This window comes from Limnohabitans sp. Rim8 (genome assembly GCF_943326455.1).
Taxonomy (GTDB): domain Bacteria; phylum Pseudomonadota; class Gammaproteobacteria; order Burkholderiales; family Burkholderiaceae_C; genus Limnohabitans_A.
Window position 1 is genome coordinate 168,855 of sequence record NZ_CALPTI020000001.1, and the last position, 24,058, is coordinate 192,912.

Genomic DNA, 24,058 nt, shown 5'->3' on the forward strand with positions numbered 1-24,058 from the left:
GATGCCGCTATCAAATCAGCGCCAGAGACAACCAGGGGAAGGCGCAGACCAAGACCAGCACGGCCAGCATTGCCCCGAGAAATGGCATGCATCCTGCAAAGATGCTTTCCACCGAGATATTGGGGTCGTTCAAGGTGGACTTGACCGTGAACACCGAGATGCCAAAGGGTGGAGTCAGCAAGCCCATTTCGACAGCCAGCACGGTGATCACGCCGAAATGGATCAGGTCAAAACCGAAGCTGGCGGCAATGGGCGCTGCCACCGGCGTCATGATCAACAAGATGGAGCTGGAGTCCAATATCATGCCCAGCAGCAGCACGATGCCGATGTACAAGGTCAGAAATCCATAAGGTCCAAGACCCGCGTCACGCACCAGATCGCTGATGGCGACCGGCACACCCGCCACACTGAGCATGCGGCTGTAAAAACTGGCCGCCACCAGCAAGATGAGGATGGTGCATGACACGCTGCCGGTTTCGTGCAGAACCTGCCAAAGTTTGCCTTTTCCCAAAGACCGGCGCATCAAAGCAATGACCAGGGCACCAAAGGCGCCCACACCACCGGCTTCGGTGGGTGTGAAAAAGCCACCGTACAGCCCCCCCAACACCAAGGCCACCAGCGCGGCAATGGGCACCAGTTTGTTGACCATCTGCAGCCCGGTCAGGGTCACTTCTATCTGACGCCCCCGCAGCAATTGAGATTGGTGGTGAGGGTCAAAGACCTGGCCCGGCGTGAATCGCGCCATCATCATGATCATCACGGCGAAAACCATGGCCAGCAAGAAGCCCGGAATGACGCCAGCCACAAACAACTTGCCAATCGATTGTTCGGCCAACACGCCGTAAATGATCATCAGCAAGCTGGGCGGAATCATCATTCCCAACACCGAGCTGCCAGCCACGGTGCCGGTGGCAAAGGTGGTGCGGTAACCGTGTTTCACCATTTCGGGCACGGCCACCCGGGTGAACACCGCAGCCGACGCGATGGAGACCCCAGTGACCGCTGCGAACACCGTGTTGGCGGCCACTGTGGCCACACCCAGGCCGCCTTGGAGCTTGCGCAGCAGGACTTCTGCGACCGTGAACGTGTCCTTACCAACGTTGGAAATGCTCACCAGCAGTCCCATCAGCACAAACAACGGAATGGTTGCAAACACATAGTCGGCCACGCCGTTGTAGGCCGACATGTAAAACAATTTGATGGCCATGTCGAGGTTGTCTCGCACCAACCAAACGCCTGCAAAACCAACCGCTAATAAAGCCACGCCAATGTGAATGCCAAGCAGCACCAGAATGACCAGCACGCCAATGAGCAAGCCGCCCATGCCTAAATCGCTCATACGCCACCTCCCAAGGGATCGTCAGCAGGCCCTGTGGATCCTGGTTGTTTCAAGAGGGCAGGGATGCTCATCAAGTAGCACAAAGCACCGACTGCAGAGCCTGCCACGAGCAGGCCACGGAACGGCCAGGCCGGGACGCTGTAGACACCCTGCACGCCATAGAACTCGTTGCTGGTCCAGGAGTTGCTGAATTCAGACCAGCCAATCCAGGCCAATGCCGCAAACAAGCCAGCACCCACCAGGGCATTGAAGACATTGAGTGCCACGACACCTTTGGCCGAACGCTTGCCGATGAAGTTGAGCAAAAAATCACTGCGCGTCATCCGGTTGCTGCAAACGGCAGCAGCCAGTTGAAGGAAAACAATGGCGCCGACCGAGCGAGACGAGAACTCAGCCACCCCGGTGATGGGGCGATCTAAAAAATCACGACCAATCACATCGGCGACCACCAGAGCCATGATCAGGAAAATCCAGACCGTGCCAACAGAGGCCAGCAGATTGGCTGGAAAATCCAAGGGGTGCCGCTGTGAAGCAGGTGTTTCTGTTTGGGGATCGGCATGCAAGATGGGCTCCTCGTGTGGATGGGCAAATGGACTGCAGGGCCCTCCATTGGGGGCCCTGCAGCCATCAACGCGGTCAAGTGGTGGGTCAGCGGGCCGCTTTGTCCCAGTCACGCAGAGGCTTCACACCGCGAGCGCGCAATTCGTCAAAGTAAGCGCGAAGCACGGACTTGCCCGCATCGCCCGTGGTCTGCAGCCATGGGGTGACGATGTCAGGCAGGCCGTTGATCCATTTGGTGCGCTCAGCGGCCGGAAGATCGGACACCTGAAGGCCGGCGGCGCGCATGGTTTCCATCGCTTTCACAGCGGAGGTGGTGACATGTTTGCCGTGGGCGACCGATGTGGCCTTGCCAGCCTTGACGAAGGCCTCTTGAACTTCCTTGGGCAATTTGTCAAAGAAGCTTTTGTTGGCCGCAACGCTGCCCAAGTACATGGCACCCACATCCACGCGTGTCAAATACTTGGCCACTTCGTAGACCCGGGCAGGACCAATGCCGCTGGCAAAACTCAGGGCGCCTTGGGTCACACCCGTCTGAATGTTGGTGTAGTAAGTGGTCAAGGCGCCTTCAACGGGCGTGGCACCGGTATCGCGCATCCAGTTGGCCGATGTACCCGGCGCGTGGATTTTCTTGTTTTGCAACGCGGCCATGTTGGTCACAGGGAAGTTCGCGTAAATGTCATAAGTGTCTGTGATCAGAGACGACAAAGGCACCATGTTTTGCGCGGTCCAGCTGGCCTTGAGCGCGGGGTGCGTGTCGTTGAGCTTGTCGAAAATGCTGATCAGCATCTCGTGGTTGGTGGTGGCGAAAGGTGTGAAATAGGTGACGTTCTGCAAAGGCATGGAAGAGTTTTCCCAGACGGTACCGACCATGCCCACGTCCACAATGCCGTCCTTGACGGCCGCGCGTGTTTCAGAAAACTTGTAGAGCGTTCCGCCGTAATTTTCACGCCAACGCACTTCAAACTTGCCCCCGCCTTCTTTGAGCAGCCGGTCGACTTCGGGCTGGAACACCTCTTTCATGGCGTAGGCCCAAATGTTGGTGGTCGGATGACTTGCACCGATGTTGACGTTGATGCGCTGTTGGGCGACTGCATTGCTGGCAGCAGTTGCGCAACCGAGCGCGATCAACCCGGAAAGGGCCAACTTGTTGAGTTTCATGCGTTCTCCTTTTGGTTGAATAGCGGCAGTCCATTGCCGCGCTGTAATTGCCGCAACCGGTAGGCTGCAGCGGGGTGAAAAATTTTTCATGGATTCCGTTTTCTTGTGCCGCCAAGGGTCTTAGGGGCTGCCGAAGTAGGGGCTTGGCCGAACAATGTCTGACTGGCGATCAAATAGCCCAGCACGCGGTCATGCACAAGTGAATGGCAAAAACGTTCGGGGGCTTGATCGTTGGCCACACCTTGGCCGTAAATCCAGCGCCGCATTGCGATGTAAAAAAACCCGCCGTGCAACCCCATCAGCAGTTCCAACTCACGTTCGCTGGCTTTGGCCCTGCTGGTCAAGCCGCGAAAGCGTCTGGTTTCGCGGATCAGACGGGGGAACAGTCGCTGGCGAAGAAGCGAAAAGAACCTGTCGGTGATGTCGTGATCGGAAAGGCCCGAGAACACCAAGATACGGGTGAACTCGCGGTTCAGCGCTGAGTTGATGTAATCGTCGTAAAAGCCGGTGAGTTTTTCTTCTGGCGTTTTCTCGGGGTCATCCAGCAAGGCTTCCCAATCTGGGTTCCAGCGCCCCTCGAAAACCTCCAAGTAAACCCGGTCGATCAAGGCTTGTTTGGTGGGAAAGTAATGGTACAGAAGGGCGTGTGTGACGCCGATGCTGCGGCCCAAATCTCGCAGTTGAGCGCCGAATCCGTTTTGTGCAAAAAAGCCAATCGCGCCATCCAAAATTTGTCGTTCACGCTCGGCAACACACAACCGCCGCCGCATTCGGGGAGGCTCGGACGCTAACCCTGCAGCGGGGTCAAGCGCCCGCTCAGGGTTTGTCTGTATGGGCATGCTATTTACCGTATGGTCAATTTGGAATAGGATTATTGAACGCATGGTAAACAAAGCAACCCCGTGAAAACCCCAAAGATCACCCCATGGAATTGACAGGCGATGTTTTAATTAACGCGGCTCGAGCGCGTGTTTGGGCGGCGCTGAATGATCCGGCTGTTCTGACGGCTTGCATTCCCGGCTGCGAGGCTGTGGAGCAGGTGGGCCCCCTTGAAAAGACCGCTCGCATGATGGTCAAGGTGGGGCCGGTTCGCGCCAAGTTCAGCGGCCGCATTTTGATGACCGACGTGGTCGAGGCCGAAAGTTGCGCCATGACTTTCGAGGGGTCTGGTGGTGCAGCCGGAATGGCCCGTGGTCGCTCGCAAGTCGAACTCAGCGATGAGGGCGAGAGCACACGGTTGCATTACACGGTTCAGGCCTCGGTGGCTGGCAAGCTGGGCTTGGTGGGGGGGCGCATGATTGACGGGGCCGCCAAGCAGATGGCGGATCAGTTTTTCAATGCTTTCCAGTTGCATCTAGCGCCACCCCAACCGGAAGCCGACCAGCTACCGACAGCGCCTGAGACGCCTGAAGCGGCCCAAGTGAGCCCAGTGCTTGCACAGACCCGAAGCGCAGATTTGACTGGGGCTCAAGCGACTGTTGCGCACCCGCCCACCAGCAAATCGCCAGACGACACGGAATGGTTGCGTGTGAAATGGTTTGCCTTGGGGGTATTGGCCACAGCCGTTGGCGTGTGGCTCGGCGCTCAGCTCTGAGACGGGGCCTTGTTTGGCCGATATGGAACACAAAAACTGGAAGACCCACCGTGAAATCAGCTGCATTTGATTACGTCAAGCCCGCCGCGATGGCCGAGCTCTTCGCGCTGCTTCAATCCCACGGGGATGACGCCCGAATTTTGGCGGGTGGACAGACCCTGCTGGCCACGCTGAACATGCGTTTGTCCGAACCGAAACTGGTGATTGACATCACGGGCCTGAATGAGCTGCGGGGCATTCGCCAAGAGGGTGACCGTCTGTACATTGGCGCACTGACCACGCACACTGAAATTGAAAACAGCGCCCTGGTCAGCCAGCATGCCCCGATGCTGACCATGGCAGCCCCGCACATCGCCCACCGAGCGATTCGCAACTCGGGCACCTGGGGCGGCTCGATTGCTTATGGGGACCCTGCGGCTGAATGGCCGTGCTGCCTTTGCGCCATGGATGGGCAAATTCACCTGCAAAGCCCCACTGGCCGTCGCAAGATTTCGGCCACTGATTTTTTCATGGACCTGTACACGACCGCCCTCGGTCCTGATGAAGTCGTCGTCGGGGCCGATGTGCCTCTGGCGGGTCAGGCGGACTGGTTTGCTTTCGATGAACTGGCAAGACGCCATGGCGATTACGCGGTGGCAGGTCTGGCTGTGGCTGCCAGCTTCGCGGGCACAGTGGCTCAGCGTGTGAATCTGGCCTTCCTCGGTATTGGTGCGATCCCTTGGCGTGCACGCCGAACCGAAGCCCTGCTTGTGGGCAAGACGCTGGATTTGGCAACGGTGGAAATTGCGGTGGCTTCACTCAAGGCCGAGCTCGACCCCCTCCCAGACCTGACCCACAGCCCCGAAACCAAGCGGCATTTGGCCACCGTACTGGCGCGCCGTTTGCTATCGGCTGCACACGCCAGCCGCAGCGCGATCGCTGCCTGAACTATTCCGGGAGAAACTCATGCCATCTCTTCAAACACTTCACGTAGAAGTCAACGGTCAAGCGCAAGTGCGCAGCGTGGCACCTCGCCAGCATTTGGTGGACTTCATTCGAAACGAATTGGGTCTCAAAGGCTCTCATCTGGGTTGCGAACACGGTGTTTGTGGCGCATGCACCGTCGAGGTGAATGGACGCATCGTGCGCGGTTGCCTGACGCTGGCCGTTCAAGCCCAGGGCGGCAAGGTTCGCACGATCGAAGGCCTCAGTGCCGATGGTGATGTGCGTGATTTGCAGGATGCCTTTGTCAGGAACAACGCCTTGCAGTGTGGGTTTTGCACGCCGGGTATGGTGATGGCGGCCAAGGAGTTGCTGGAGGCCAAACCCGATGCGACCCGGGAAGAGGTGCGTGAGTGGATGAGTGGCAACTATTGCCGCTGCACCGGCTATCACGCGATTGTCGATGCCATTTGCGAAACCTTGGCCGAGCGCGCTAAGAATTCGTCCAGCCGTCCATCCGAAAAGGTGAGCGCATGAACACGATCACACAGAACATGTCGGGCAATGCGGGCCCTGAAGTGGAAGATTCGCCAAAAGTCGGCCATGAAGAGAAGCCTTTGCATGCATTGACCGAGGACCCCCGCTACATTGGCCAAAGCGTTGAACGCCCGAGTGCCCGCAAATTGGTCCAAGGTCAGGGCACCTACATCGACGACATGGAACTGCCCCGAATGGCCCATGTTGTTTACTGGCGTAGCCCCGTTGCGCATTGCAAGATCACCCACATTGACGCCGCTGCTGCGCGCAGCATGCCCGGGGTAATCTTGGTCGCCGATGGCCATGACCTGGCCAAAATATGCAAGCCATGGGTGGCGGTTCTGGGCCACTTGGCGGGCATGAAATCGGCGCCGCAGTATCCGCTGGCTTTGGACCGTGCCTGCTGGCAGGGAGAGCCGGTGGTGGCGATCGTTGCAGAAACGCGAGAGCAGGCCGAGGACGCGCTGCAGCTCATCCACGTCGAGATCGAACAACTGCCAGCGGTGGTGGACATGGAGACCGCACTGGACCCGGCGACGCCCCTCATCCATCCGGAGCTGGGTGACAACCTCTGTTTCACCCGCAAGCTGAATGTGGGCCAGGTTGACGAGGCTTTTGCCAAGGCCGATGCGGTGGTCGAGACCACCTTTGAATTCGGGCGACACACGGGCGTCACCTTGGAGCCCCGTTGCCAGATTGCCGATTGGAACCCTGCCGATCAAAAGCTGACGGTGTACCACTCATTCCAAGCACCGCACATGATGCAGGACCTGTACGCCAGGCAGTTTGACTTGCCTGAACACGCAGTGCGGGTGATTTGCAAGGACGTGGGCGGCTCGTTTGGCATCAAGGTGCATGCGTATCCGGATGACTTTGCCACGGTGGCCTTGTCGATGATGTGCCGTCGCCCAGTCAAGTTTGTGGCCGATCGCATGGAGAGTTTCACCAGCGACATTCACGCCCGTCACCACCGAGTCACGGCCCGCATTGCCGCCAACACGAGCGGAGAGATCCTGGCTTTCGAGATGTACGACTTGACGGGCATTGGTCCGTACTCCATGTTCCCGCGCACCAGCGCGATCGAGGGCAACCAGGTGGTCAATTTGGTGGGCGGACCCTACAAACACGCCAATTACAGGGCGCACTTGGACGTGGTGTTTCAGAACAAAACGCCCACTTGCCAGTACCGTGGGGTGGGGCATCCCATCGCTTGCGCAGTGACCGAAGGATTGGTTGATCAAGCGGCGCGAGCCATTGGCATGGACCCGCTGGAGTTTCGCAAGAAGAACGTGATTCCGGATGATGCTTACCCCACCACAGGGGCCAGCGGCATCAAGCTCGAAGTCTTGTCGCATGAGGCGTGCCTGAGCAAGATCGAGAAGATGATGGATTACCCGCGTCTCAAGGCGGAGATTGCCCAGCTGCGTGAACAAGGCATTTACCGCGGCATTGGCTTTGCGACATTGATTGAGCTCACCAACCCGAGTGCGGCTTTTTATGGGGTGGGTGGTGCGCGCATTGCCTCTCAGGACGGCTGCACCATCCGCTTGGACCCCTCGGGTGCCATCAGCGTGAGCGTGAGCGTGGGCGAACAGGGCCAGGGCAATGACGGCATTTACCGACAAATTTCGGCGGACGGTGTCGGCGTTGATCTTGAAAAAGTCCGACTCATCATGAGCGACACCGATGTCACGCCTTACGGCGGCGGCACTTGGGCCTCGCGCGGTGCGGGTGTGGGCGGTGAGGCGGTTTTGCTGGCCTCCCAAGCACTTCGCGCCAACATCCTCAAATTGGCGGCTGTCATCCTCAAGCGCAGCGAGGCCGAATTGACCGTGCGCCGTGGCCATGTGGTGGACGCCCAGACGCTGGCGTCGGTGCTGGACTTTGCCGAACTCGGCCGCATTGCCTACTTCCGTTCGGACCTTTTACCCCATGACTTCACGCCGGAGTTGATGGTGACGCGCCACTATGCCCAGCGCGACTACCCCTTTATTTTCACCAATGGTGTGCAGGCCTCTTATGTGGAAGTGGACCCGGACACCGGCTTTGTGAAGCTGCTCAAACACTGGGCGGTCGAGGATTGCGGCCGCGTGCTCAACCCCAAACTCGTGGACGAGCAAATTCGGGGTGCCATTGTGCAGGGCATCGGTGGCGCGTTGTTTGAAGAGTGCCTGTACGACGAAGAAGGGCTCATGCGCAACGCCAACATGGCCGACTACCTGGTGCCCATGAGCGGCGAAATGCCCGACATCGAGGTGGCGCACGTGCAGACACCTACACGCAGCAGCCAGCTGGGGGCCAAAGGCGCAGGCGAGGCAGGCACTGCGGGTGCACCTGCTGCGGTCATGAATGCGATCAACGATGCCTTGGCACCGTTCAAGGCGCAGCTCTGGTCGCAACCGATCACGCCAGAGAAAGTGCTGCGCGCCTTGGGTCGGGTGGCTTGAGCGTGTGATGCTTCAATCGCCCGAGGGCTCTTTTGAAACAGCGCCTCAGCGGTTGACGTTCACCACCACCCGCCCGCGCACCTGCCCTGCCAAAATCTCTGCGCCCAGGTCGATGGCGTCGGCCAGACCCACTTCGCGGGTCATGCGTTCCAGTTGCGCGGTGTCCAGGTCTTGCGCCAGTCGCGCCCAGGCCGCTTCGCGCACAGCGCGTGGGGCCATGACGCTGTCAATGCCCGCCAGCGTCACGCCGCGCAAAATGAAGGGCGCTACGCTCGACGGAAAGTCCATGCCTTGCGCCAAGCCACAAGCGGTGACCACGCCACCGTATTTGGTGCTGGCGCAGGCGTTGGCCAGGGTGTGGCTGCCCACGGTGTCCACCACGCCGGCCCAACGTTCTTTGGCAAGGGGTTTGCCGGGGGCAGACAGTTCGGCCCGGTCCATCACGTCGACCGCGCCCAGCTGGCGCAGGTAGTCGGCTTCTTGCAAGCGGCCGGTGCTGGCCACCACGCGATACCCCAGCTTGGCCAAGAGCGCAATGGCCACGCTGCCCACGCCCCCGCCCGCACCCGTCACCAAAATGTCGCCCTTGTCCGGTGTGACGCCGTGCTTTTGCAGCGCCATCACGCACAGCATCGCGGTGTAGCCCGCGGTGCCTATGGCCATGGCCTGACGCGGGGTGAAGGCGGCAGGCAGTTTCACCAGCCAGTCGCCTTTCAAGCGCGCCTTTTGCGCCAAGCCGCCGCTGTGGCTTTCGCCCACGCCCCAGCCATTGAGCACGACTTGGTCGCCCGCTTTGAACAACGGGTGCTGGCTGTCGGTCACGGTACCTGCCAAGTCAATGCCTGGCGTGAGCGGGAACTTGCGGACCACGGGCGACTTGCCAGTGATGGCCAAGCCGTCTTTGTAGTTCAGGGTGGAGTAGTCCACCTGTACCGTCACATCGCCTTCTGGCAGGGCCGTGTCATCGAGCGACTGCAAGGTACAGCGGTAACCGGTGTCGTCTTTGTGGATTTGCAGGGCTTGGTAAGTCATAGGGTTCTTTCAAAAAGCGAAACGTTCACGGGTGATGATGGGCGATCATTTGCGGTTGACCAGCACAATGCCCATGGCCACCAGCCCCAAAGACAGAGCCAGCGTCAGGGTCACGGCTTCGCCCAGCCAGAGCATGCCAAAGAGCAAGGCGAACAGCGGCGTTAAAAATACAAAGGCCGAAATCTTGGTGGCCGGGTAATGGCCCAGCATCCACATCCAGGCCAAATAGCTGGCAAACGCACCGATCACGGTTTGCACCACGACCGAACCGATGGCAAAGCTGCTCCAGCTGCCGCCCCAAGGCTCGCCCATGCCGTGTGAGACGCCCACCAACACCAAGGTGCTGATGGCCAATTGGTAAAACAGCAGTTTTTCGGCCGAGATGCGTGTCAGGTTGCACGCGCGGATGGCCACGGTGGTCAGGCCCCACAAAGCACCTGCGGCCAAGCCCATCAAATCGCCCATGGCGCCACCGCCGCCAAAGCCTTCGCGCAGCGCAAACACCACGGCTGCAAAAGCGCAGCCCATGCCCACCCACTGCAGGGGTTTCAAGCGTTCAGTTCGGATGAAAACGGGCACCAGTGCGGCCACCCAAAAGGGAGAGGTGTACAAAAACACGGTGAGCCGAGAGGCGGTGGTGAGTTGTAAGCCCATATAGATAAAGGCAAATTCGGCAGCAAACAAACAACCCACCAGCAAGCCAGCCCACAAGCTGCCGTCGCGCGCAAACAGGCGAACCCCCCGCCACTGGCACCACAGCCACAGCAGCAGCGTGGCCCCCAAGCCGCGCACTGCCGACACAAACACGGGAGGCAACTCGGCCACGGTGGCTTTGACCAAGACCTGCTGAAAGCCCCAAAACATGCAGCACACCAGCAAAATACCGACCGCCAGGGCGTCTAGGTTTTCTTTGCGGGGGCGGGTCGATGTGCTCATGACAATGATTGTGCCGTCACCAGCCCACACCCTCTGTCACCCGTGATAAGTGCGGTGTTTCTTGATAAACAGGGAGAATCGACCTCAAACCATGCCCCAAACCCTTTGAAGCCTTTGCCCATCATGTCCAAACCCAACGCGCCTTGGTCGCGCCGCGATCTGTACCGCATGGCGTTGGCTGCGGCCTTGGCCCCGTGGTGGACGCCTGGTGTGCAGGCGCAAAGTGCGCCGCCACGTTGGCAGACCAATCCTTTTGGTTTGGGTGTGGCCAGTGGCCAACCGCAGCCGGGCAGTGTGGTGCTTTGGACGCGTTTGCGCATTGACGACGCCGATGCCGCCAAGCGTGCGCAAGCTACAGAGGTGGTGTGCGAGCTGTTTGTAGACGAGGCTTTGCGCCAAACGGTGCGCCAATGGCGCCTGAGCGCCGATGCCAGCCGGGGCCATAGCTTGCACGTGCTGGCCGATAACCTGCAGCCGGGGCGGCACTATTGGTACCGCTTTGTCAGTGGCAATGCGGTCAGCCCGGTGGGGCGTACCCGAACCAGCCCTGCCTTGAATGAGGCCGTGCGCCGCTTGCGATTGGGTTTGGCGTCTTGTCAGCATTACGAGCAAGGCCACTATGCGGCGCACCGCCACATGGCCGCTCAAGACCTCGATCTGGTGATGTTTGTGGGCGACTACATCTACGAGAGCAGCAACAAGCAGCACAAAATCCGCGCGCATGAGAGCGGCATGCCGTTTTCTTTGGCCGAATACCGCGCCCGCCATGCCCATTACAAGTCAGACCCCGACCTGCAGGCCTGCCATGCGGCCCACCCTTGGCTCATGACTTGGGACGACCACGAGGTGGTCAACGACTACGCCAACGACCTGGACCGGAACTTCACCGACCCGGCGTTGTTCTTGAAGCGCCGAGCGGCGGCCTACCAAGCTTACTTTGAGCACATGCCCTTGCGCTTGGGACCCGACCCCCAGCAGCCCAGCCAAATGCGCATCCACGACCGTATGGCCTGGGGCAGCTTGGCGGACTTGTGGACCCTGGACTGCCGTCAGTACCGCGACCACCATGCTTGCCCCGACTTGATGCGGGGCGGGGGCCGTGTGGTCATGGGCTGCGATGCCCTGAACGACCCTGCGCGCAGCATGTTGGGGCTGCCCCAAGAGCAATGGCTCACGGCGGGCTTGACCCAAAGCCAGCGGCGCTGGAAATTGTTGGCGCAATCCACCCTGATGGCCACCAGCGGCTTTCAGACCCCTTTGGGCCGCAGCGCTTTCACCGACGGTTGGGACGGTTACCCGCACGCGCGCACGCGGCTGTTGCAAACCATGGCGGATGCGCGTTTGAGCGATGTGGTCATGTTGGGGGGCGATGTGCACGCCAACGTGGCTGCCCAGTTGCGTGTGCAGCCGGGCGATGAGCGCTCGCCCGTGGTGGCCAGCGAGTTGGTCACCACCTCGGTCAGCACTCGTGGCATGTCGCCTAAGGTCATGGCGCAGATACAGCGTGACAACCCGGACATTCGCCATGCCCGATCAGACGAACGGGGGTACACCCTGATCGATGTCCGGCCTGAACGCCTGGAGGCGCAATTCATGACCACGGCGCATCCTGTCATGCCCCATGCCGAGTTGGGTGTGCAGGCGCGTTGGACCGTGCGCCAAGGTGTGGCGGGGGTGGTGCCCGGCAGTTGAAAAGACCTGTTGGTATGCAAGGGTAACCCTTGAGTCATTTTTTGGGGTTGCACGGCTAAAATGAACCGATGCAAATCGAAACCCCGTCCGCGCCCAAAAAATCATTCAAAGTTCAGATGCTCGCTGCCCGCGAGGTCGCGATCATCCAGTCGGTCAACCGTTTGTTGGCTGAAAAAGGCTTTGATGCAATGACGGTGGACGAAGTGGCCGCCGAGGTGGGCATCGCCAAGGCCAGCCTTTACAAGCACTTCACCAGCAAAGAAGAGCTGGCCTGCGCCGCCATGGTCACCGCCATGCGCCGGGCGCAAGAAGTCATCCAAAGTACCGATGCCAGCTTGGCCCCGCTTGAAAAACTCAAATTCGTGACTCGCTGGACCATGACGCTCAAGCTGCAAGGCCTGATGCCCTCATTGCCCAGCCAAAACTCCAGCCTTCGCTCGACCCTGATGGGCAGCAAAGAGTACATGGATGGTTTGATGGAAGTCAGCGATGCCTTGGGCGGTTGGATCGAAGAAGCCCAAGCTCAGGGCCAGATCAACAAGGCTTTGCCGGCCGTGGCCGTGCTTTACACCTTGTTTGCACGGGCCTGCGACCCGGTGCTGGAGTTCCTCAAAATGGGCGAACAGCACACCGACGAGCAGATTCTCGATTTGGTCATGAGCACCTGTTTTGACGGTCTGAACGCCCGCTGAAGCCCGCGCTTCAGCGCACCAGCAGCACAGGCACTTTGCAGTTCGCCAGCACCTGGGTGGCGACCGAGCCCATGACCAGGTTGCCCAGCGTGCCGTGGCCGTGCGAGCCCATCACCACCAAATCAAACTTACCGCTGTCGGCTGTTTTGGAGATGGTTTCACCAGCGTGCCCGACTTTGGTCAGGGTTTTGGCGTCGATGTGGTGGCGCAGCAAGAACTTGGTGACTGGGGCCAATACTTTTTCAGCTTCTTCGCGGTGGTAAGCATCGACCACCTCTTTGCCCACGACGGCCCGCGCGCGGGGGGGCAATTGGGGGTTCACGGTCAACAGCGTATAGCTGTTGTTGCTGCTGAAAAGATCTTCGTGCGTGGTTAAGTAAGCCAGCATTTTTTTGGTGAATTCGCTGCCGTCGATGGCCAATAAGATTTTCATGAGGGTCTCCTGTTGCAAATCAAACAAGGCTTGACCATAAGACTTTTTTGACCTCGCGGCCTTGACTTGGGTCATGAAACGCGCTGTTTCGCATGGGGGGCCCTGGCCAAATGCGCCAAGCCTTGTGCAGCACTGTCAAAGGCTGATCAGGTCATGGGGTTTGAAGGTCTTTTGCTCGTTTTTGTGGGCATAGCCCAAAGGGTTGGCCACTACGCGGCAGCCATTCAGGGTGTAGTCGCTGGGGCAATGCAAATGCCCATGCAGCCAAAGCTGCGCCTGCGGCAGCAGTGCGTCCAGCGCATTGCAAAACCCGGCGGTGCCTGGTACCCGGCCGTAGCGCGGATCGGCACTGTGCAAGCTGGGCGCAAAGTGCGTGATCACCACGGTGGTGCCATCAAAGGGGGTGTTCAGTGCCTGGCTTAACCAATCTTGGCACTGCAGCGCTTGCGCGCGCAGCCCTTCGGCCAGCCAAGCTTCGCCCTGTCGCGTGGTCATGGCTTTGCGCAGGTAATAGTTGGCCGCCCTGAAAGCCTTGTCTCGGGCTTTGAGTTGGCGAGTGAACTGGCTGTTGGGGTGGCTGAAGTGCGCCGGAATTTTGTCCTTGAGCGGGTCGGGTATGGTTTGCCCAGCCAGCGGCCCCAGCGCGTCAAAGTCGGTCCACAGCGTGGTACCCACAAAGCGCACTTGGCCCATTTGCACCACTTCGCGCTCCAGCCAAGTGATGCCCAATCGGGCGCAGGTTTCTTGCAAATGGCTGTGGGCTTGGTCAAAGTCCAATCCGTCGTACTCGTGGTTGCCTGGCACGAATAGCACCGGGGTGGGCCAGCCGTGAAGGGGTGAAAATCGAGCCAAGCCAAAGTCGGTATCGCCTGTTTTGCTCAAGGCCGAGCCGGTTTGATAAGAGCCAATGTCGCCCGCCAGCACCAGCACATCCGCACCCGGTGCGGGGCTGGGCATGAAGTTGGGGTTGGACTCCAGGTGCAGGTCAGAAAGCAGTTGAATCTTCATGCGTGGTCCTCGGCGCGAAAGGCTTGTTGCGCCGCTTGTTGTAATTGGGCGCGCAGCCATTGGTGCGCGCTGTCGTGTTCGCGTTTTCTGTGCCACAGGGCGTGTACTTGGACGGGCGGCACGTCAAAGGGTAAGTCGTGCAGTGCCAATTCTTTGGCCATGCCGGTGGTGGGTACAAAGTGACGCGGCAGCACGGTGAGCAAGTCGGAGTTCACCACCACCCGCCCGGCGGTGAAGAATTGATTCACCGTGAGCACAATGCGCCTGCGCTGACCGATCACAGCCAAGGCCTCGTCCACAAAGCCATAGGCGCGCCCCGAAAAGCTGACCAGCAAATGGCGAGCATTGCAGTAATCCTGCAGGCTGATGGGGCGTTTGGCCAAAGGGTGGTCTTTGCGCATCACACACACGTATTCGCCCGAGTACAGGCGTTGGTGTTCGTAGGGAATGGCCTCGCCCGACTGAACCCGGGCCGTTAAGTCGGCCAGTACGGCCGGAAAGTAGCCCAGAGCCATGTCTGCGGCATCGTCACCCAACAGTTTCCGGGGGTCTCGGGTGGTCAAAGGCACCACGCGCAGTGACACGTCGGGTGCCTGCTCTTCCATTTGCTTGGCCAAGCCGCCCATGAGTTCGGCCGCGGTGGCGTCTGCCATGGCCAGCACAAAGGTGCTGTTGGCCAGCTTCGGTTCGAATGCGCTGGGCACGATGGCCGATTGCAGCTGTCGCAAGGCCTCGCGCACGGTGGGCCACAAAACCAATGCCCGGGGTGTGGGTTCAATGCCGTGGCCGTGCCGCCGCACCAGTTCATCGCCCAAGGCATCGCGCAACCGCCGCAAGGCGTTGCTCACGGCGGGTTGGGTCAAAGACAGGTTGTTGGCGGCCCGAGTCAGACTGCGTTCGGCCATGACTTCGTCAAAGACCCGCAGCAAATTCAGGTCCAGTGTGCGAAAGGCGGCAGGAATGGGGGTGTTCATGTTGGCCAACTTATCTATCACCATTATGAATGACCTGCATCATGAATATAAAGTTGAACAATATGCGTAGAAACCCTATGATGGAGGACAGATTTTAATCATTAGCAATGCCAAATTGCACAGAATCAATTCAAGGGAAAACACAATGAACACCGCTTCCAAAACCATGTGGGGTCAAACGACCCTGTTGCCTGCTGCTTCCGAAACGCCTGTTGCCCTGACCCAGTTCTTGGCCACGGTCTTGTTGGCTGCGGGTGTTTCCGCTTTATTGGTCCTGACCGACCGCTTGTTGGACGGTTGGGCCGAGTCCCATTTGGTGGCGGCTTGGCTGGCCTTATGGGCTGTGGCGGTGTTGGCCATGGTGTTGCTGCGCGGACTGACGCGTGTTTTGGCGCAGCACCTGATGACCAGCATGGACGCATGGTCGGCGCAACTGGCCCGTCGCCGTGCTGACCAGCGCTTGTGGGACATGGCTCAAAAAGACCCACGTTTGATGCGCGATTTGGAAGTGGCCATGGACCGCGCATTCGAAGCGCGCAGCCCATTGCAGGGTTTTGAAAACCGCATGAACCGCCGCGCCGCCCGTTTGGTGCGCGATCGTCTTTATTACATTTGAGCCCCGGCGCCTTCAGCGCTTGGAGGCCAAGTAAATGCCCGGCAAGATCAGGGCGGCACCCATCAAGTGGTGCCAGCCCATGGCTTCGCCCAAGACGATCCATGCTGCCAAACCCCCATACAAAGGCCCCAGATACATACTGGCGGCGACGCGGCTGGCGCCCAACACCTTCTGGCAAAAGCCATAAGCCCAATAAGCGCCCAGGCCTGGCAGCAAGCCGGCGGCCACGACCAGCCAAGTGGCCTGCATCGTCCAAGCAGGGCGCTCAGGCCGCAGGTATTCCCAAATGCTGAAGGGCAGCAAGGCCAGCACGCCCCCCATACAAATGGCGGCCAGTCGCGCCGTCGAACCCAGTGGCGTGGGCCACTTTTTTTGCAACAAGGCAAAAGCGGCCCAAGCCACCATGGCCAGCACAATCCAGCCGTCCCCGGCCACCCATTGCACCTGAGCCAGAACCAACCATTGCCCTTTGACCACCACATGGAACACCCCGGCCATGGCCACGACCACGCCCAGTCCTTGGCGCCATGAAAAGCGCTCGCCCAGCCACAGCACGGCGCCCAGAGCAATTAAAACGGGCGAGGCGGCATAAATCAGGGCGATGTTCATGGCGGTGGTGGTCTTGCCCCCTTGGTAGACCCAGGCCCCGCAAATCAGCATGCCCAAGGCCCCCAGCACCAGATAACGGCCGCCGTCCGCCAGAGTGCTGCGCCTTTCTCGCCACAGTTCACTGCGTGCAATAAAGGCCAGGATCACGCCTGCCAAAGCCCAGCGCCCCAAGGCCAGCATGTGGGGCTCTACCACGCCTGGGGCTGAGCGCGCCACGATGTAGTTGACGGACCACAAGGCGGGCGTGACCCATATCAGCCATAAGGCGATGCGGGTTCTGGATTCAGCGGTTTGAAACAAAGACATGACACCGATTGTGCGGACCAGAAAAAACCGCCCCGGTTTGTGGCCGGGGCGGTCGCAGGCTCAGACGCCGGATGGGCGCAGAACCTGATCTTTAAGCCAGACGCGCTTGCAAAGCGGCTTTGGTGTCCAGCAAGGCCTGGGGCAGGTGGTAGCTCAGCTGTGCAAAGTGCTCGTCGTGCAGCTTGAACTCGGCCTGCCAAGAGGCCTTGTCGATGTTGGTCACGGACTTGAATTGCTCGGCGCTGAACGCGATGCCGTTCCAGTTGATTTCAGCGTAAGTGGGGGCAATGCCGAACATGGTGTCTGCGCCTTGGGCTTTGCCCTCCAAGCGGTCAATCATCCACTTGAGCACGCGCATGTTGTCCCCGTAGCCGGGCCAGACAAACGAGCCGTCTTCGCCCTTGCGGAACCAGTTGACGCAGTACATGGCGGGCAACTTATGGCCAGCGGCTTGCGCCTTGGCACCGGTGTCGAGCCAGTGCTGGAAGTAATCGCTCATGTTGTAGCCGCAAAACGGCAGCATGGCGAAGGGGTCGCGGCGTACCACGCCTTGCGCGCCAAAGGCGGCGGCGGTGGTCTCAGAGCCCATGGTCGCGGCCATGTAAACACCTTCGGCCCAGCTGCGCGCTTCGGTGACCAATGGCACGGTGCTTGAGCGGCGGCCGCCAAACATGAAGGCGTCAATGGGCACGCCTGCAGCATCGTCCCAAGCGGGGTCGAGCGCTGGGTTGTTGGTCGCGGACACGGTGAAGCGGGCGTTGGGGTGAGCAGCTTTGGCGCCGGTTTCTTTGGCGATCTGGGGTGTCCAGTCCTTGCCTTGCCAGTCGATCAAATGGTCGGGCAACTTGCCGGTGTCTTTCTCCATGCCTTCCCACCACACATCGCCGTCGTCGGTGAGCGCCACGTTGGTGAAGATCACGTCTTTGTTCAGGCTCAGCATGCAGTTGGGGTTGGTCTTCATGTTGGTGCCGGGGGCCACACCAAAGTAACCGGCTTCGGGGTTGATGGCGTACATCTTGCCGTCGGTGTGAGGCTTGACCCAAGCGATGTCGTCACCAATGGTGGTGACTTTCCAGCCGTCAAACGCAGCGGGTGGCACCAGCATGGAGAAATTGGTCTTGCCGCAGGCGCTGGGGAAGGCGGCTGCCACGTGGTACTTCTTGCCTTCAGGATTGGTCACGCCCAAGATGAGCATGTGCTCGGCCAACCAGCCCTGGTCGCGGCCCATGTTGGACGCGATGCGCAGCGCAAAGCACTTCTTGCCCAACAACGCGTTGCCGCCGTAGCCCGAACCATAAGACCAGATCTCGCGGGTCTCCGGATAGTGCACGATGTATTTGGTGCTGGGGTTGCAAGGCCAGCTGGTGCTGTCCTTTTGGCCAGCAGCCAACGGCGCGCCGACGGTGTGCATGCAAGGCACGAACTCGCCGTCGGTGCCCAGCACGTCAAACACCGCTTTGCCCATGCGGGTCATGATTTTCTGGTTCACGGCCACGTAGGCGCTGTCGCTGAGTTCGATGCCGATGTGGCTGATGTGCGAGCCCAAAGGCCCCATCGAGAAAGGCACCACGTACATGGTGCGACCGGCCATGCAGCCGTCAAAAAGTGGGTTCAAGGTGGCGCGCATTTGCGCCGGTTCCATCCAGTTGTTGGTGGGGCCAGCGTCTTCTTTTTTGGCCGAGCAGATGTAGGTGCGGTCTTCCACGCGGGCCACATCGGATGGGTCAGACCAAGCCAAATAAGAGTTGGTGCGTTTGGCAGGGTTGAGCTTTTTGAAGGTGCCCGCGGCCACCAACTCGGCGCACAGGCGGTCGTACTCTTCTTGGGAGCCATCGCACCAATAGATGTTGGCGGGCTTGCACAAGGCGGCCATTTCGGCCACCCAAGCGATCAATTTCGCGTTTTTGACGTACGCGGGCGTATCGAGGTTCAGGCCCTGCATTGCGGGTGAATTCATGGGGAGGCTCCAAAGTTTGAAAATCGTTTTTTCAAAAGCCCTGAAAGGGGACTTTGAAAAAACGGCTTGTGGGCTGAGATACTGAGCACAGGCTATCGGCAGTCCTCAGCAGGGTCTCGATTTTAGGGAGACCGCTCGTTTCTTGCTTGCCAGATCGCCCCAAAACCCCGTTAAATCTATGCAAAATAATCATGAAAGTATGCGAGACGATGGCTTGTCCATGAGGCACCAGCGGCGGCGTTACCTTAGGTATTCAGGAGCCCTGCTTTGGCCTTCTTGGGCCTTGGCGCAAGTTCGCATCAAAGTGGCCGCGGCCAGCAACTTGAAGTTTGTGCTTGCTGACTTAGCGGCTCTTTACAAGTTGCAAACAGGTGTTCAGGTGGACGTCAATCTGGGCGCATCCGGGAATTTGGCGAGGCAAATCCTGCAAGGGCTGCCCGTTGAACAGTTCATTTCGGCGGACGAGGCCTGGGTGGCTGAGCTGGTCAAATCGGGTCGAACAGTGGATGCGGGACAGCGCTATGCCACCGGTCAATTGGCCTTGGTGGTGCCTAAAAATTCAGCATTGCCATGGAATCAAGGCTTGGTTGCTGTGGTGCGCGCCATGAAGCCGAACGACAAATTCGCCATCGCCAACCCAGCCCTGGCGCCCTACGGCGTGGCGGCAGAGGAGGTCTTGCAAAGGGCGGGTGCCGGGCCGTTGGCGGCCTCGCAAAAAGTGTTGGGCGACAACATCGGCCAGGCCACCCAGTTTGTGGCCACGGGTGCAGCGCAAGCCGGTATCACGGCGCTGGCACTGGCCACAGCGCCAGAAATTGCCAGCGCATTGCAGGTCTTGCCTTTGCCCGTGCATCTGCATTCACCCCTGCACCAGCGCATGGTGTTGTTGCAAGGCGCCAGTGTGGCGGCTGCGAATTGGCACCGGTTTTTGCTCAGCCCGCCAGCCCAGGCTGTCTTTGTGCGCCACGGCTATGCCTTGCCGCAATAATCAGAGCCTCGTATACGCATTCTTCACCCCATGGATTGGTCCGCCCTTCACGTTTCCTTGACATTGGCTGTTTTGACCACCTTGGTGTTGCTCCCGGTGGGCTTGGCGCTGGCCCGCTGGCTGGCTGTGACCGCCTGGGCTGGGCGGCCGGTGGTGGAGGCCTTGTTGTTGTTGCCTTTGTTGTTGCCGCCCACAGTCATCGGTTTTTACTTTTTGGTGGCCTTTGGCCAGGGCAGTCCGCTGGGCGCGTGGCTGGCGGCCTCTGACATTCGTTTGGTGTTCACTTTGGAAGGCCTGCTGTTGGTCAGCGTCTTGGTCAACCTGCCCTTCATGGTGCAACCGATTCAGCGGGCCTTTGCGGCGGTGCCGCACAGCCTGCGCGAGGCGGCCTGGGTCTCGGGCTTGTCAAGTTGGCAGACCTTTTGGCGCATTGAATTGCCCCTGGCGTGGCCTGGTTTGCTGGCCGGCATGGCGCTCACGGTGGCGCACACGCTGGGAGAGTTTGGGGTGGTGCTCATGGTGGGCGGCAACATCGAAGGCGAAACCCGCACCCTGTCGGTGTCCCTGTACGACAAAGTGCAGGGTATGGACTTGCAGTCTGCCCATGTGATGGCGCTGGCGCTGGTCAGTGTGTCCTTGTTGGCCCTGACCTTGGTGTTGGCTTTTGACCGGGTGGGCCAACGCGGCCGCGCCTTGCAGGAGCGTTGATGACCGGCCTGCAAGTGCAATTGCGCTCGACCAGCCCGATCCGGCTGGAAGCCGAATTCGACTGCGGTGCCGGCGAATTGGTGGCCTTGGTCGGGCCGTCGGGCAGCGGCAAAACCAGCATGCTGCGCGCCATCGCGGGCTTGTGGACACCCGCCGATGTACAGGGTCATATTCGGGTGGCGGGACAAGCTTGGCTGGATACGGCATTGGGGGTCCAGCTCAGCCCGCAAGCGCGCCGGGCAGGCCTGGTGTTCCAGCAGTACGCCTTGTTTCCGCACATGACGGCCCACGCCAATGTGGCGCTGGCCGCCGGGCCGGGCTGGTCGGGCGCGGATGTGCAGACGTTGCTCGCTCGCTTAGGCCTGGCCGAGTTGAGTGAGCGCAGACCGTCCCAACTCTCGGGGGGGCAGCAGCAGCGAGTCGCGCTGGCGCGGGCGCTGGTGCGTGTCATGCCTAGGCCAACAGCAGACCATTCCTCAGCACCTGAAGCTATGCCCGGCGTCCTGTTGCTCGACGAGCCTTTTTCCGCGGTGGATGCGCCCACGCGCCAGACGCTTTACCGCGAGTTGGCCGCTTTGCGCCAAAAGGTGTCGGTGCCCATGCTGTTGGTCACGCACGATTTGGCCGAGGCCCGCCGCCTGGCCGACCGTGTGGTGATCGTGGACGCTGGCCAGACTCTGCAAACGGGTGAACCCGCCCGTGTGTTCGCCAGCCCGCGCAATGCTCGGGTGGCCGAGTTGGTGGGCATTCAAAACCACTTTGAAGGGCGCTTTTTCAAGGACCAAGCCGGTTGGGGGCGCTTGCAATGGACCGATGCGGCGTCATCAGACGCCAGTTTGGCACTGGCCGTCTTGGACAAAAACAAGATCGACGACGGCACCCGCGTGACTTGGGTGCTGAACGGGGAACAGGTGGACGTGCTGGCCGACGGCCAGCCGCACAGTGTGGTCCAACCGGGTCACACCCGCTTGCGCTGCCAGCTGCTGGAGGTCTTGTCGCTGGGCGAAATCAGCCTGTGCACGCTCAGGCCCGAAGCCCTGCCCGGTCAAACCATCACCCTGAACCTGACGAGCCGACTGCTGGGGCGTTTGGAGGTCGGCGCCGGAGGCTGGGTCCAGCTGTTGATCGCGCCGGCGGCCTTGCACATCATGCCGGTGCGCACAACCTAACGGGTCTGGCAGACCCCCCGGTGAGCGATGCCGAAAAACCAGGGCCTGTTGCTCAACTTGACATGCAAGAGGGTCTGGGTCGGACACAATGTCTTTTTTCCCCATCATGAAAGAGCCTGCAATGAACACCCCTGTCGTGCGACGCATCCTCGGTCTTCTGGCCTGCACACTGGTTGCCGTCAGCCCCTTGGCCCACGCCCAGACTGACAACTACCCCTCCAAACCCATCAACATCGTGGTGGGTTACCCGCCGGGCGGCAGCACCGACCTGACTGGGCGCGTGGTGGCCGCCGCCCTGGCCAAGAGCCTGAACGCCACGGTCGTGGTCGAGAACATCGGCGGTGCTGGTGGCGCCATCGGTGCGCAAAAGGTGCTCAGTGCGGTCCCTGACGGTTACACCCTGTTGGTGGGTGCCAACAACGAAGTGGCCATCAACCGTTTGGTGTCGCCCACCATCAAGTACAGCTGGCAGGACTTTACCCCCATTGGGCTGATCGCCTCGCAACCCCTGGTGCTGGTGACATCGCCCAAGATGGGTGTGAAAAACACCGATGAGTTCATCAAGCTGGCCAAGGCCAACCCAGGCCGCTTCAGCTACGGCAGCTCGGGCGTGGGCACTTCTTTGCACCTGGCCGGTGAAATGGTCAAGGAGCAGGCGGGCATCTTCATGACCCACATCCCTTACCGCGGTGTGGCACCTTTGGCCACCGACCTGATTGGCAACAACGTGGAGTTTGGCGTGTTCGTGCTCTCCAGTGGTCTGCCCCACATCCGCAGCGGCAAGGTGGTGGCCCTGGGCACCAGCGAAAAGAACCGCTCCAAGGTCACGCCTGAGATTCCCGCGCTGGCCGAGCACCCCGCACTCAAAAACACCGACATCAGCACCTGGTTTGTGTTGATGGCACCCGGCAAACTGCCTGAACCGGTGGCCGCCAAACTCAGAAAGGGCCTGGCCGATGCCCTGCAAAACCCGGAATTGCGCAGCAAGCTTGAAGCCTCTGGTTCGGCCGTGGCCCAAGGCGCGGTCGACATGAACAAGTTCCTGCGCGAAGAGACCGCCAAGTACCAGCGCATCGTTGACTTTGCCAAGATCCGCGAATGACAGCGCTTCCATTCGATCTGCCCTGCCCCGATATCTCGATGTGGCGCCAGGGCAATACCGGAACCGAAGGCGTCTGGCATTTCGACTCGGGCCAACCCGGTCGGCACGTCCTGATCAGCGCCCTCATCCACGGCAATGAACTGTGTGGCGCTTGGGCGCTCAAGGGCCTGCTGGAGGCGGGTGTTCACCCTGCGGTGGGTCGGCTGACCCTGATGTTGGCCAACCTGAGTGCATTTGAGCGCTTTGACGAGGCGAACCACGATGCGTCGCGTTTTGTCGACGAAGACATGAACCGCCAATGGATGGACGAGCGCATCGCCGAACCCCGCACGCTCGAGCGCCAGCGCGTGGCCGCGCTCGCACCCTGGGTGCAACAGGCCGATTGGGTGCTGGACCTGCATTCCATGCACGAACCTGGCGCGCCGCTGCTGCTGACCGGTATGCATCCACGCAACCTGCAACTGGCACGTCAGCTCGCCAACCCGGTCCACATCGTGGTCGATGCTGGGCACAAAGACGGCGTGCGCATGCGCGATTACGGACGCTTTGGCCTGCCCGATGACCAGGCACCCGAGACGCGCTCGCTGTTGATCGAATGCGGCTTTCATGGTGACCCGGCCAGCCGCGATGTGGCGCGCGACCTGTGCATCCGCTTTCTGGAAGTGTCTGGTGTGCTCTCGGCCTCTGCCTTGCAGGCCGCACTGCCTGGTTGGCGGCAGGCCGGCGCCCCTCAGCAATGGGCCCTAGAAGTGACCGGTCCCGTAGTTGCGCGCAGCGAGAAATTCCGTTTCGCCGAGCCGTTCACGGGACTGGAATGCATCTCCAAGGCGGGCACGGTGATTGGCGACAACGATGGCGAGCCTGTCACCACGCCTTATGACGACTGCGTGCTGGTCATGCCCTCGGTGCGACAAGCCCGGGCAGGCGTGACCGTGGTGCGTTTCGCACGGCGGCGGCTGCTCTAGCCGAGCCACTTCCCCGGCCCAGCCTGTGACCGGGCCGGTGCGCACAAAACAAAACCCGCAAAGCGCGAGCTGTTGCGGGTTTTGTTTTGAAGGTGAGGCTGAGCGATCAGCGCACCACCGATTTCAAGCAGCTTCAGGCCATGAAGATGGCAATGAACGCCAGCAAGAAAATCAGCACTGCACCAGCGGCTGGAATGACCACGGGAATGTGCTTGACCACGTTTTCCACGGGATCGTCGGATGTGTGAGAGTCGTTGTGAGCAGACATGGGGTACCCCGAAACAAGAATGCGCTTATTGTAGCCAAGCCCTCAA

At 60.3% G+C, this 24,058-nt stretch carries 24 protein-coding genes; 12 read left to right on the top strand and 12 right to left on the bottom strand.

The features are described 5' to 3' along the window. Positions 1-10 precede the first annotated feature (10 nt). The 4 genes from Q1M54_RS00785 to Q1M54_RS00800 all read right to left on the bottom strand — a co-directional run bounded on the left by Q1M54_RS00785 (position 11) and on the right by Q1M54_RS00800 (position 3,897). A complete protein-coding gene (locus Q1M54_RS00785) occupies positions 11-1,339 on the bottom strand; it encodes a TRAP transporter large permease subunit (RefSeq protein WP_300552542.1) in 1,329 nt (442 codons plus the stop codon). Beyond that, positions 1,336-1,902 carry a TRAP transporter small permease gene (locus Q1M54_RS00790; protein ID WP_300552544.1) on the bottom strand — a complete coding sequence of 189 codons (567 nt, stop codon included), beginning with the start codon at positions 1,900-1,902 and terminating at the stop codon, positions 1,336-1,338. Before Q1M54_RS00790 ends, Q1M54_RS00785 begins: the two co-directional genes overlap by 4 nt. Before the next feature lie 85 nt (positions 1,903-1,987). Next, positions 1,988-3,058, bottom strand: coding sequence for a C4-dicarboxylate TRAP transporter substrate-binding protein (locus Q1M54_RS00795; RefSeq protein WP_300552546.1), 1,071 nt, complete (start codon positions 3,056-3,058; stop codon positions 1,988-1,990). Between the two features lie 86 nt (positions 3,059-3,144). Next, positions 3,145-3,897 (bottom strand): TetR/AcrR family transcriptional regulator, encoded by a 753-nt coding sequence (locus tag Q1M54_RS00800; protein ID WP_300552548.1) that lies wholly within the window; start codon positions 3,895-3,897, stop codon positions 3,145-3,147. Positions 3,898-3,983: 86 nt separating this feature from the next. Between Q1M54_RS00800 and Q1M54_RS00805 the strand changes: the two genes are divergently transcribed. The 4 genes from Q1M54_RS00805 to Q1M54_RS00820 are packed head-to-tail and all read left to right on the top strand — an operon-like array spanning position 3,984 to position 8,557. Continuing rightward, positions 3,984-4,652, top strand: a complete 669-nt coding sequence (locus Q1M54_RS00805; protein WP_300552549.1) for a carbon monoxide dehydrogenase subunit G — start codon at positions 3,984-3,986, stop codon at positions 4,650-4,652. 50 nt (positions 4,653-4,702) lie between these two features. Next, positions 4,703-5,578: a xanthine dehydrogenase family protein subunit M gene (locus tag Q1M54_RS00810; RefSeq protein WP_300552550.1), complete on the top strand. Its 876-nt coding sequence runs from the start codon at positions 4,703-4,705 to the stop codon at positions 5,576-5,578. Positions 5,579-5,597: 19 nt separating this feature from the next. Continuing rightward, complete coding sequence (locus Q1M54_RS00815; protein WP_300552551.1) at positions 5,598-6,110, top strand: (2Fe-2S)-binding protein; 513 nt, start codon at positions 5,598-5,600, stop codon at positions 6,108-6,110. Then, a complete protein-coding gene (locus tag Q1M54_RS00820) occupies positions 6,107-8,557 on the top strand; it encodes a xanthine dehydrogenase family protein molybdopterin-binding subunit (protein ID WP_300552552.1) in 2,451 nt (816 codons plus the stop codon). Before Q1M54_RS00815 ends, Q1M54_RS00820 begins: the two co-directional genes overlap by 4 nt. A 45-nt stretch (positions 8,558-8,602) precedes the next feature. Here the strand turns inward: Q1M54_RS00820 and Q1M54_RS00825 are convergent, their stop codons facing one another. Next, complete coding sequence (locus Q1M54_RS00825) at positions 8,603-9,589, bottom strand: MDR family oxidoreductase (RefSeq protein ID WP_300552554.1); 987 nt, start codon at positions 9,587-9,589, stop codon at positions 8,603-8,605. A 45-nt stretch (positions 9,590-9,634) separates the two neighbouring features. Further along, positions 9,635-10,525 (bottom strand): DMT family transporter, encoded by an 891-nt coding sequence (locus tag Q1M54_RS00830; RefSeq protein ID WP_300552556.1) that lies wholly within the window; start codon positions 10,523-10,525, stop codon positions 9,635-9,637. 123 nt (positions 10,526-10,648) lie between these two features. Here Q1M54_RS00830 and Q1M54_RS00835 point away from each other — a divergent pair, with 123 nt between their 5' ends. Both Q1M54_RS00835 and Q1M54_RS00840 read left to right on the top strand, forming a co-directional pair. After that, positions 10,649-12,217: an alkaline phosphatase D family protein gene (locus Q1M54_RS00835; protein WP_300552558.1), complete on the top strand. Its 1,569-nt coding sequence runs from the start codon at positions 10,649-10,651 to the stop codon at positions 12,215-12,217. 68 nt (positions 12,218-12,285) lie between these two features. After that, on the top strand, positions 12,286-12,909 hold the full coding sequence (locus Q1M54_RS00840) for a TetR/AcrR family transcriptional regulator (protein ID WP_300552560.1): 624 nt from the start codon (positions 12,286-12,288) through the stop codon (positions 12,907-12,909). Positions 12,910-12,919: 10 nt separating this feature from the next. On the opposite strand, the gene Q1M54_RS00845 is transcribed toward Q1M54_RS00840, so the two are convergent. From Q1M54_RS00845 to Q1M54_RS00855, 3 genes are all read right to left on the bottom strand, one after another. Continuing rightward, positions 12,920-13,342: a universal stress protein gene (locus Q1M54_RS00845; RefSeq protein ID WP_300552562.1), complete on the bottom strand. Its 423-nt coding sequence runs from the start codon at positions 13,340-13,342 to the stop codon at positions 12,920-12,922. Positions 13,343-13,477: 135 nt separating this feature from the next. Continuing rightward, a complete protein-coding gene (locus Q1M54_RS00850) occupies positions 13,478-14,350 on the bottom strand; it encodes a metallophosphoesterase (RefSeq protein ID WP_300552564.1) in 873 nt (290 codons plus the stop codon). Then, on the bottom strand, positions 14,347-15,324 hold the full coding sequence (locus Q1M54_RS00855; protein ID WP_300552565.1) for a LysR family transcriptional regulator: 978 nt from the start codon (positions 15,322-15,324) through the stop codon (positions 14,347-14,349). The genes Q1M54_RS00850 and Q1M54_RS00855 overlap by 4 nt, the downstream gene beginning before the upstream one ends. A 145-nt stretch (positions 15,325-15,469) precedes the next feature. Here Q1M54_RS00855 and Q1M54_RS00860 point away from each other — a divergent pair, with 145 nt between their 5' ends. Beyond that, on the top strand, positions 15,470-15,940 hold the full coding sequence (locus Q1M54_RS00860) for a hypothetical protein (RefSeq protein WP_300552567.1): 471 nt from the start codon (positions 15,470-15,472) through the stop codon (positions 15,938-15,940). Positions 15,941-15,952: 12 nt separating this feature from the next. On the opposite strand, the gene Q1M54_RS00865 is transcribed toward Q1M54_RS00860, so the two are convergent. After that, positions 15,953-16,855: a DMT family transporter gene (locus Q1M54_RS00865; protein ID WP_300552568.1), complete on the bottom strand. Its 903-nt coding sequence runs from the start codon at positions 16,853-16,855 to the stop codon at positions 15,953-15,955. Positions 16,856-16,946: 91 nt separating this feature from the next. After that, a complete protein-coding gene (locus tag Q1M54_RS00870; protein WP_300552570.1) occupies positions 16,947-18,812 on the bottom strand; it encodes a phosphoenolpyruvate carboxykinase (GTP) in 1,866 nt (621 codons plus the stop codon). Positions 18,813-19,032: 220 nt separating this feature from the next. Between Q1M54_RS00870 and modA the strand changes: the two genes are divergently transcribed. From modA to Q1M54_RS00895, 5 genes are all read left to right on the top strand, one after another. Next, the gene (gene modA / locus Q1M54_RS00875; RefSeq protein ID WP_300552806.1) at positions 19,033-19,800 is read left to right on the top strand and encodes a molybdate ABC transporter substrate-binding protein; all 768 of its coding nucleotides are present in this window, start codon (positions 19,033-19,035) and stop codon (positions 19,798-19,800) included. Between the two features lie 30 nt (positions 19,801-19,830). Next, positions 19,831-20,508: a molybdate ABC transporter permease subunit gene (modB, locus tag Q1M54_RS00880; RefSeq protein WP_300552572.1), complete on the top strand. Its 678-nt coding sequence runs from the start codon at positions 19,831-19,833 to the stop codon at positions 20,506-20,508. Then, positions 20,508-21,677, top strand: a complete 1,170-nt coding sequence (locus Q1M54_RS00885; RefSeq protein WP_300552573.1) for an ABC transporter ATP-binding protein — start codon at positions 20,508-20,510, stop codon at positions 21,675-21,677. The genes modB and Q1M54_RS00885 overlap by 1 nt, the downstream gene beginning before the upstream one ends. Before the next feature lie 121 nt (positions 21,678-21,798). Beyond that, on the top strand, positions 21,799-22,779 hold the full coding sequence (locus tag Q1M54_RS00890) for a tripartite tricarboxylate transporter substrate binding protein (RefSeq protein ID WP_300552575.1): 981 nt from the start codon (positions 21,799-21,801) through the stop codon (positions 22,777-22,779). Beyond that, positions 22,776-23,744 (top strand): succinylglutamate desuccinylase/aspartoacylase family protein, encoded by a 969-nt coding sequence (locus Q1M54_RS00895; RefSeq protein ID WP_300552577.1) that lies wholly within the window; start codon positions 22,776-22,778, stop codon positions 23,742-23,744. The genes Q1M54_RS00890 and Q1M54_RS00895 overlap by 4 nt, the downstream gene beginning before the upstream one ends. A 133-nt stretch (positions 23,745-23,877) precedes the next feature. Here the strand turns inward: Q1M54_RS00895 and Q1M54_RS00900 are convergent, their stop codons facing one another. Then, on the bottom strand, positions 23,878-24,012 hold the full coding sequence (locus tag Q1M54_RS00900; RefSeq protein WP_019427308.1) for a hypothetical protein: 135 nt from the start codon (positions 24,010-24,012) through the stop codon (positions 23,878-23,880). Positions 24,013-24,058: the final 46 nt, after the last annotated feature.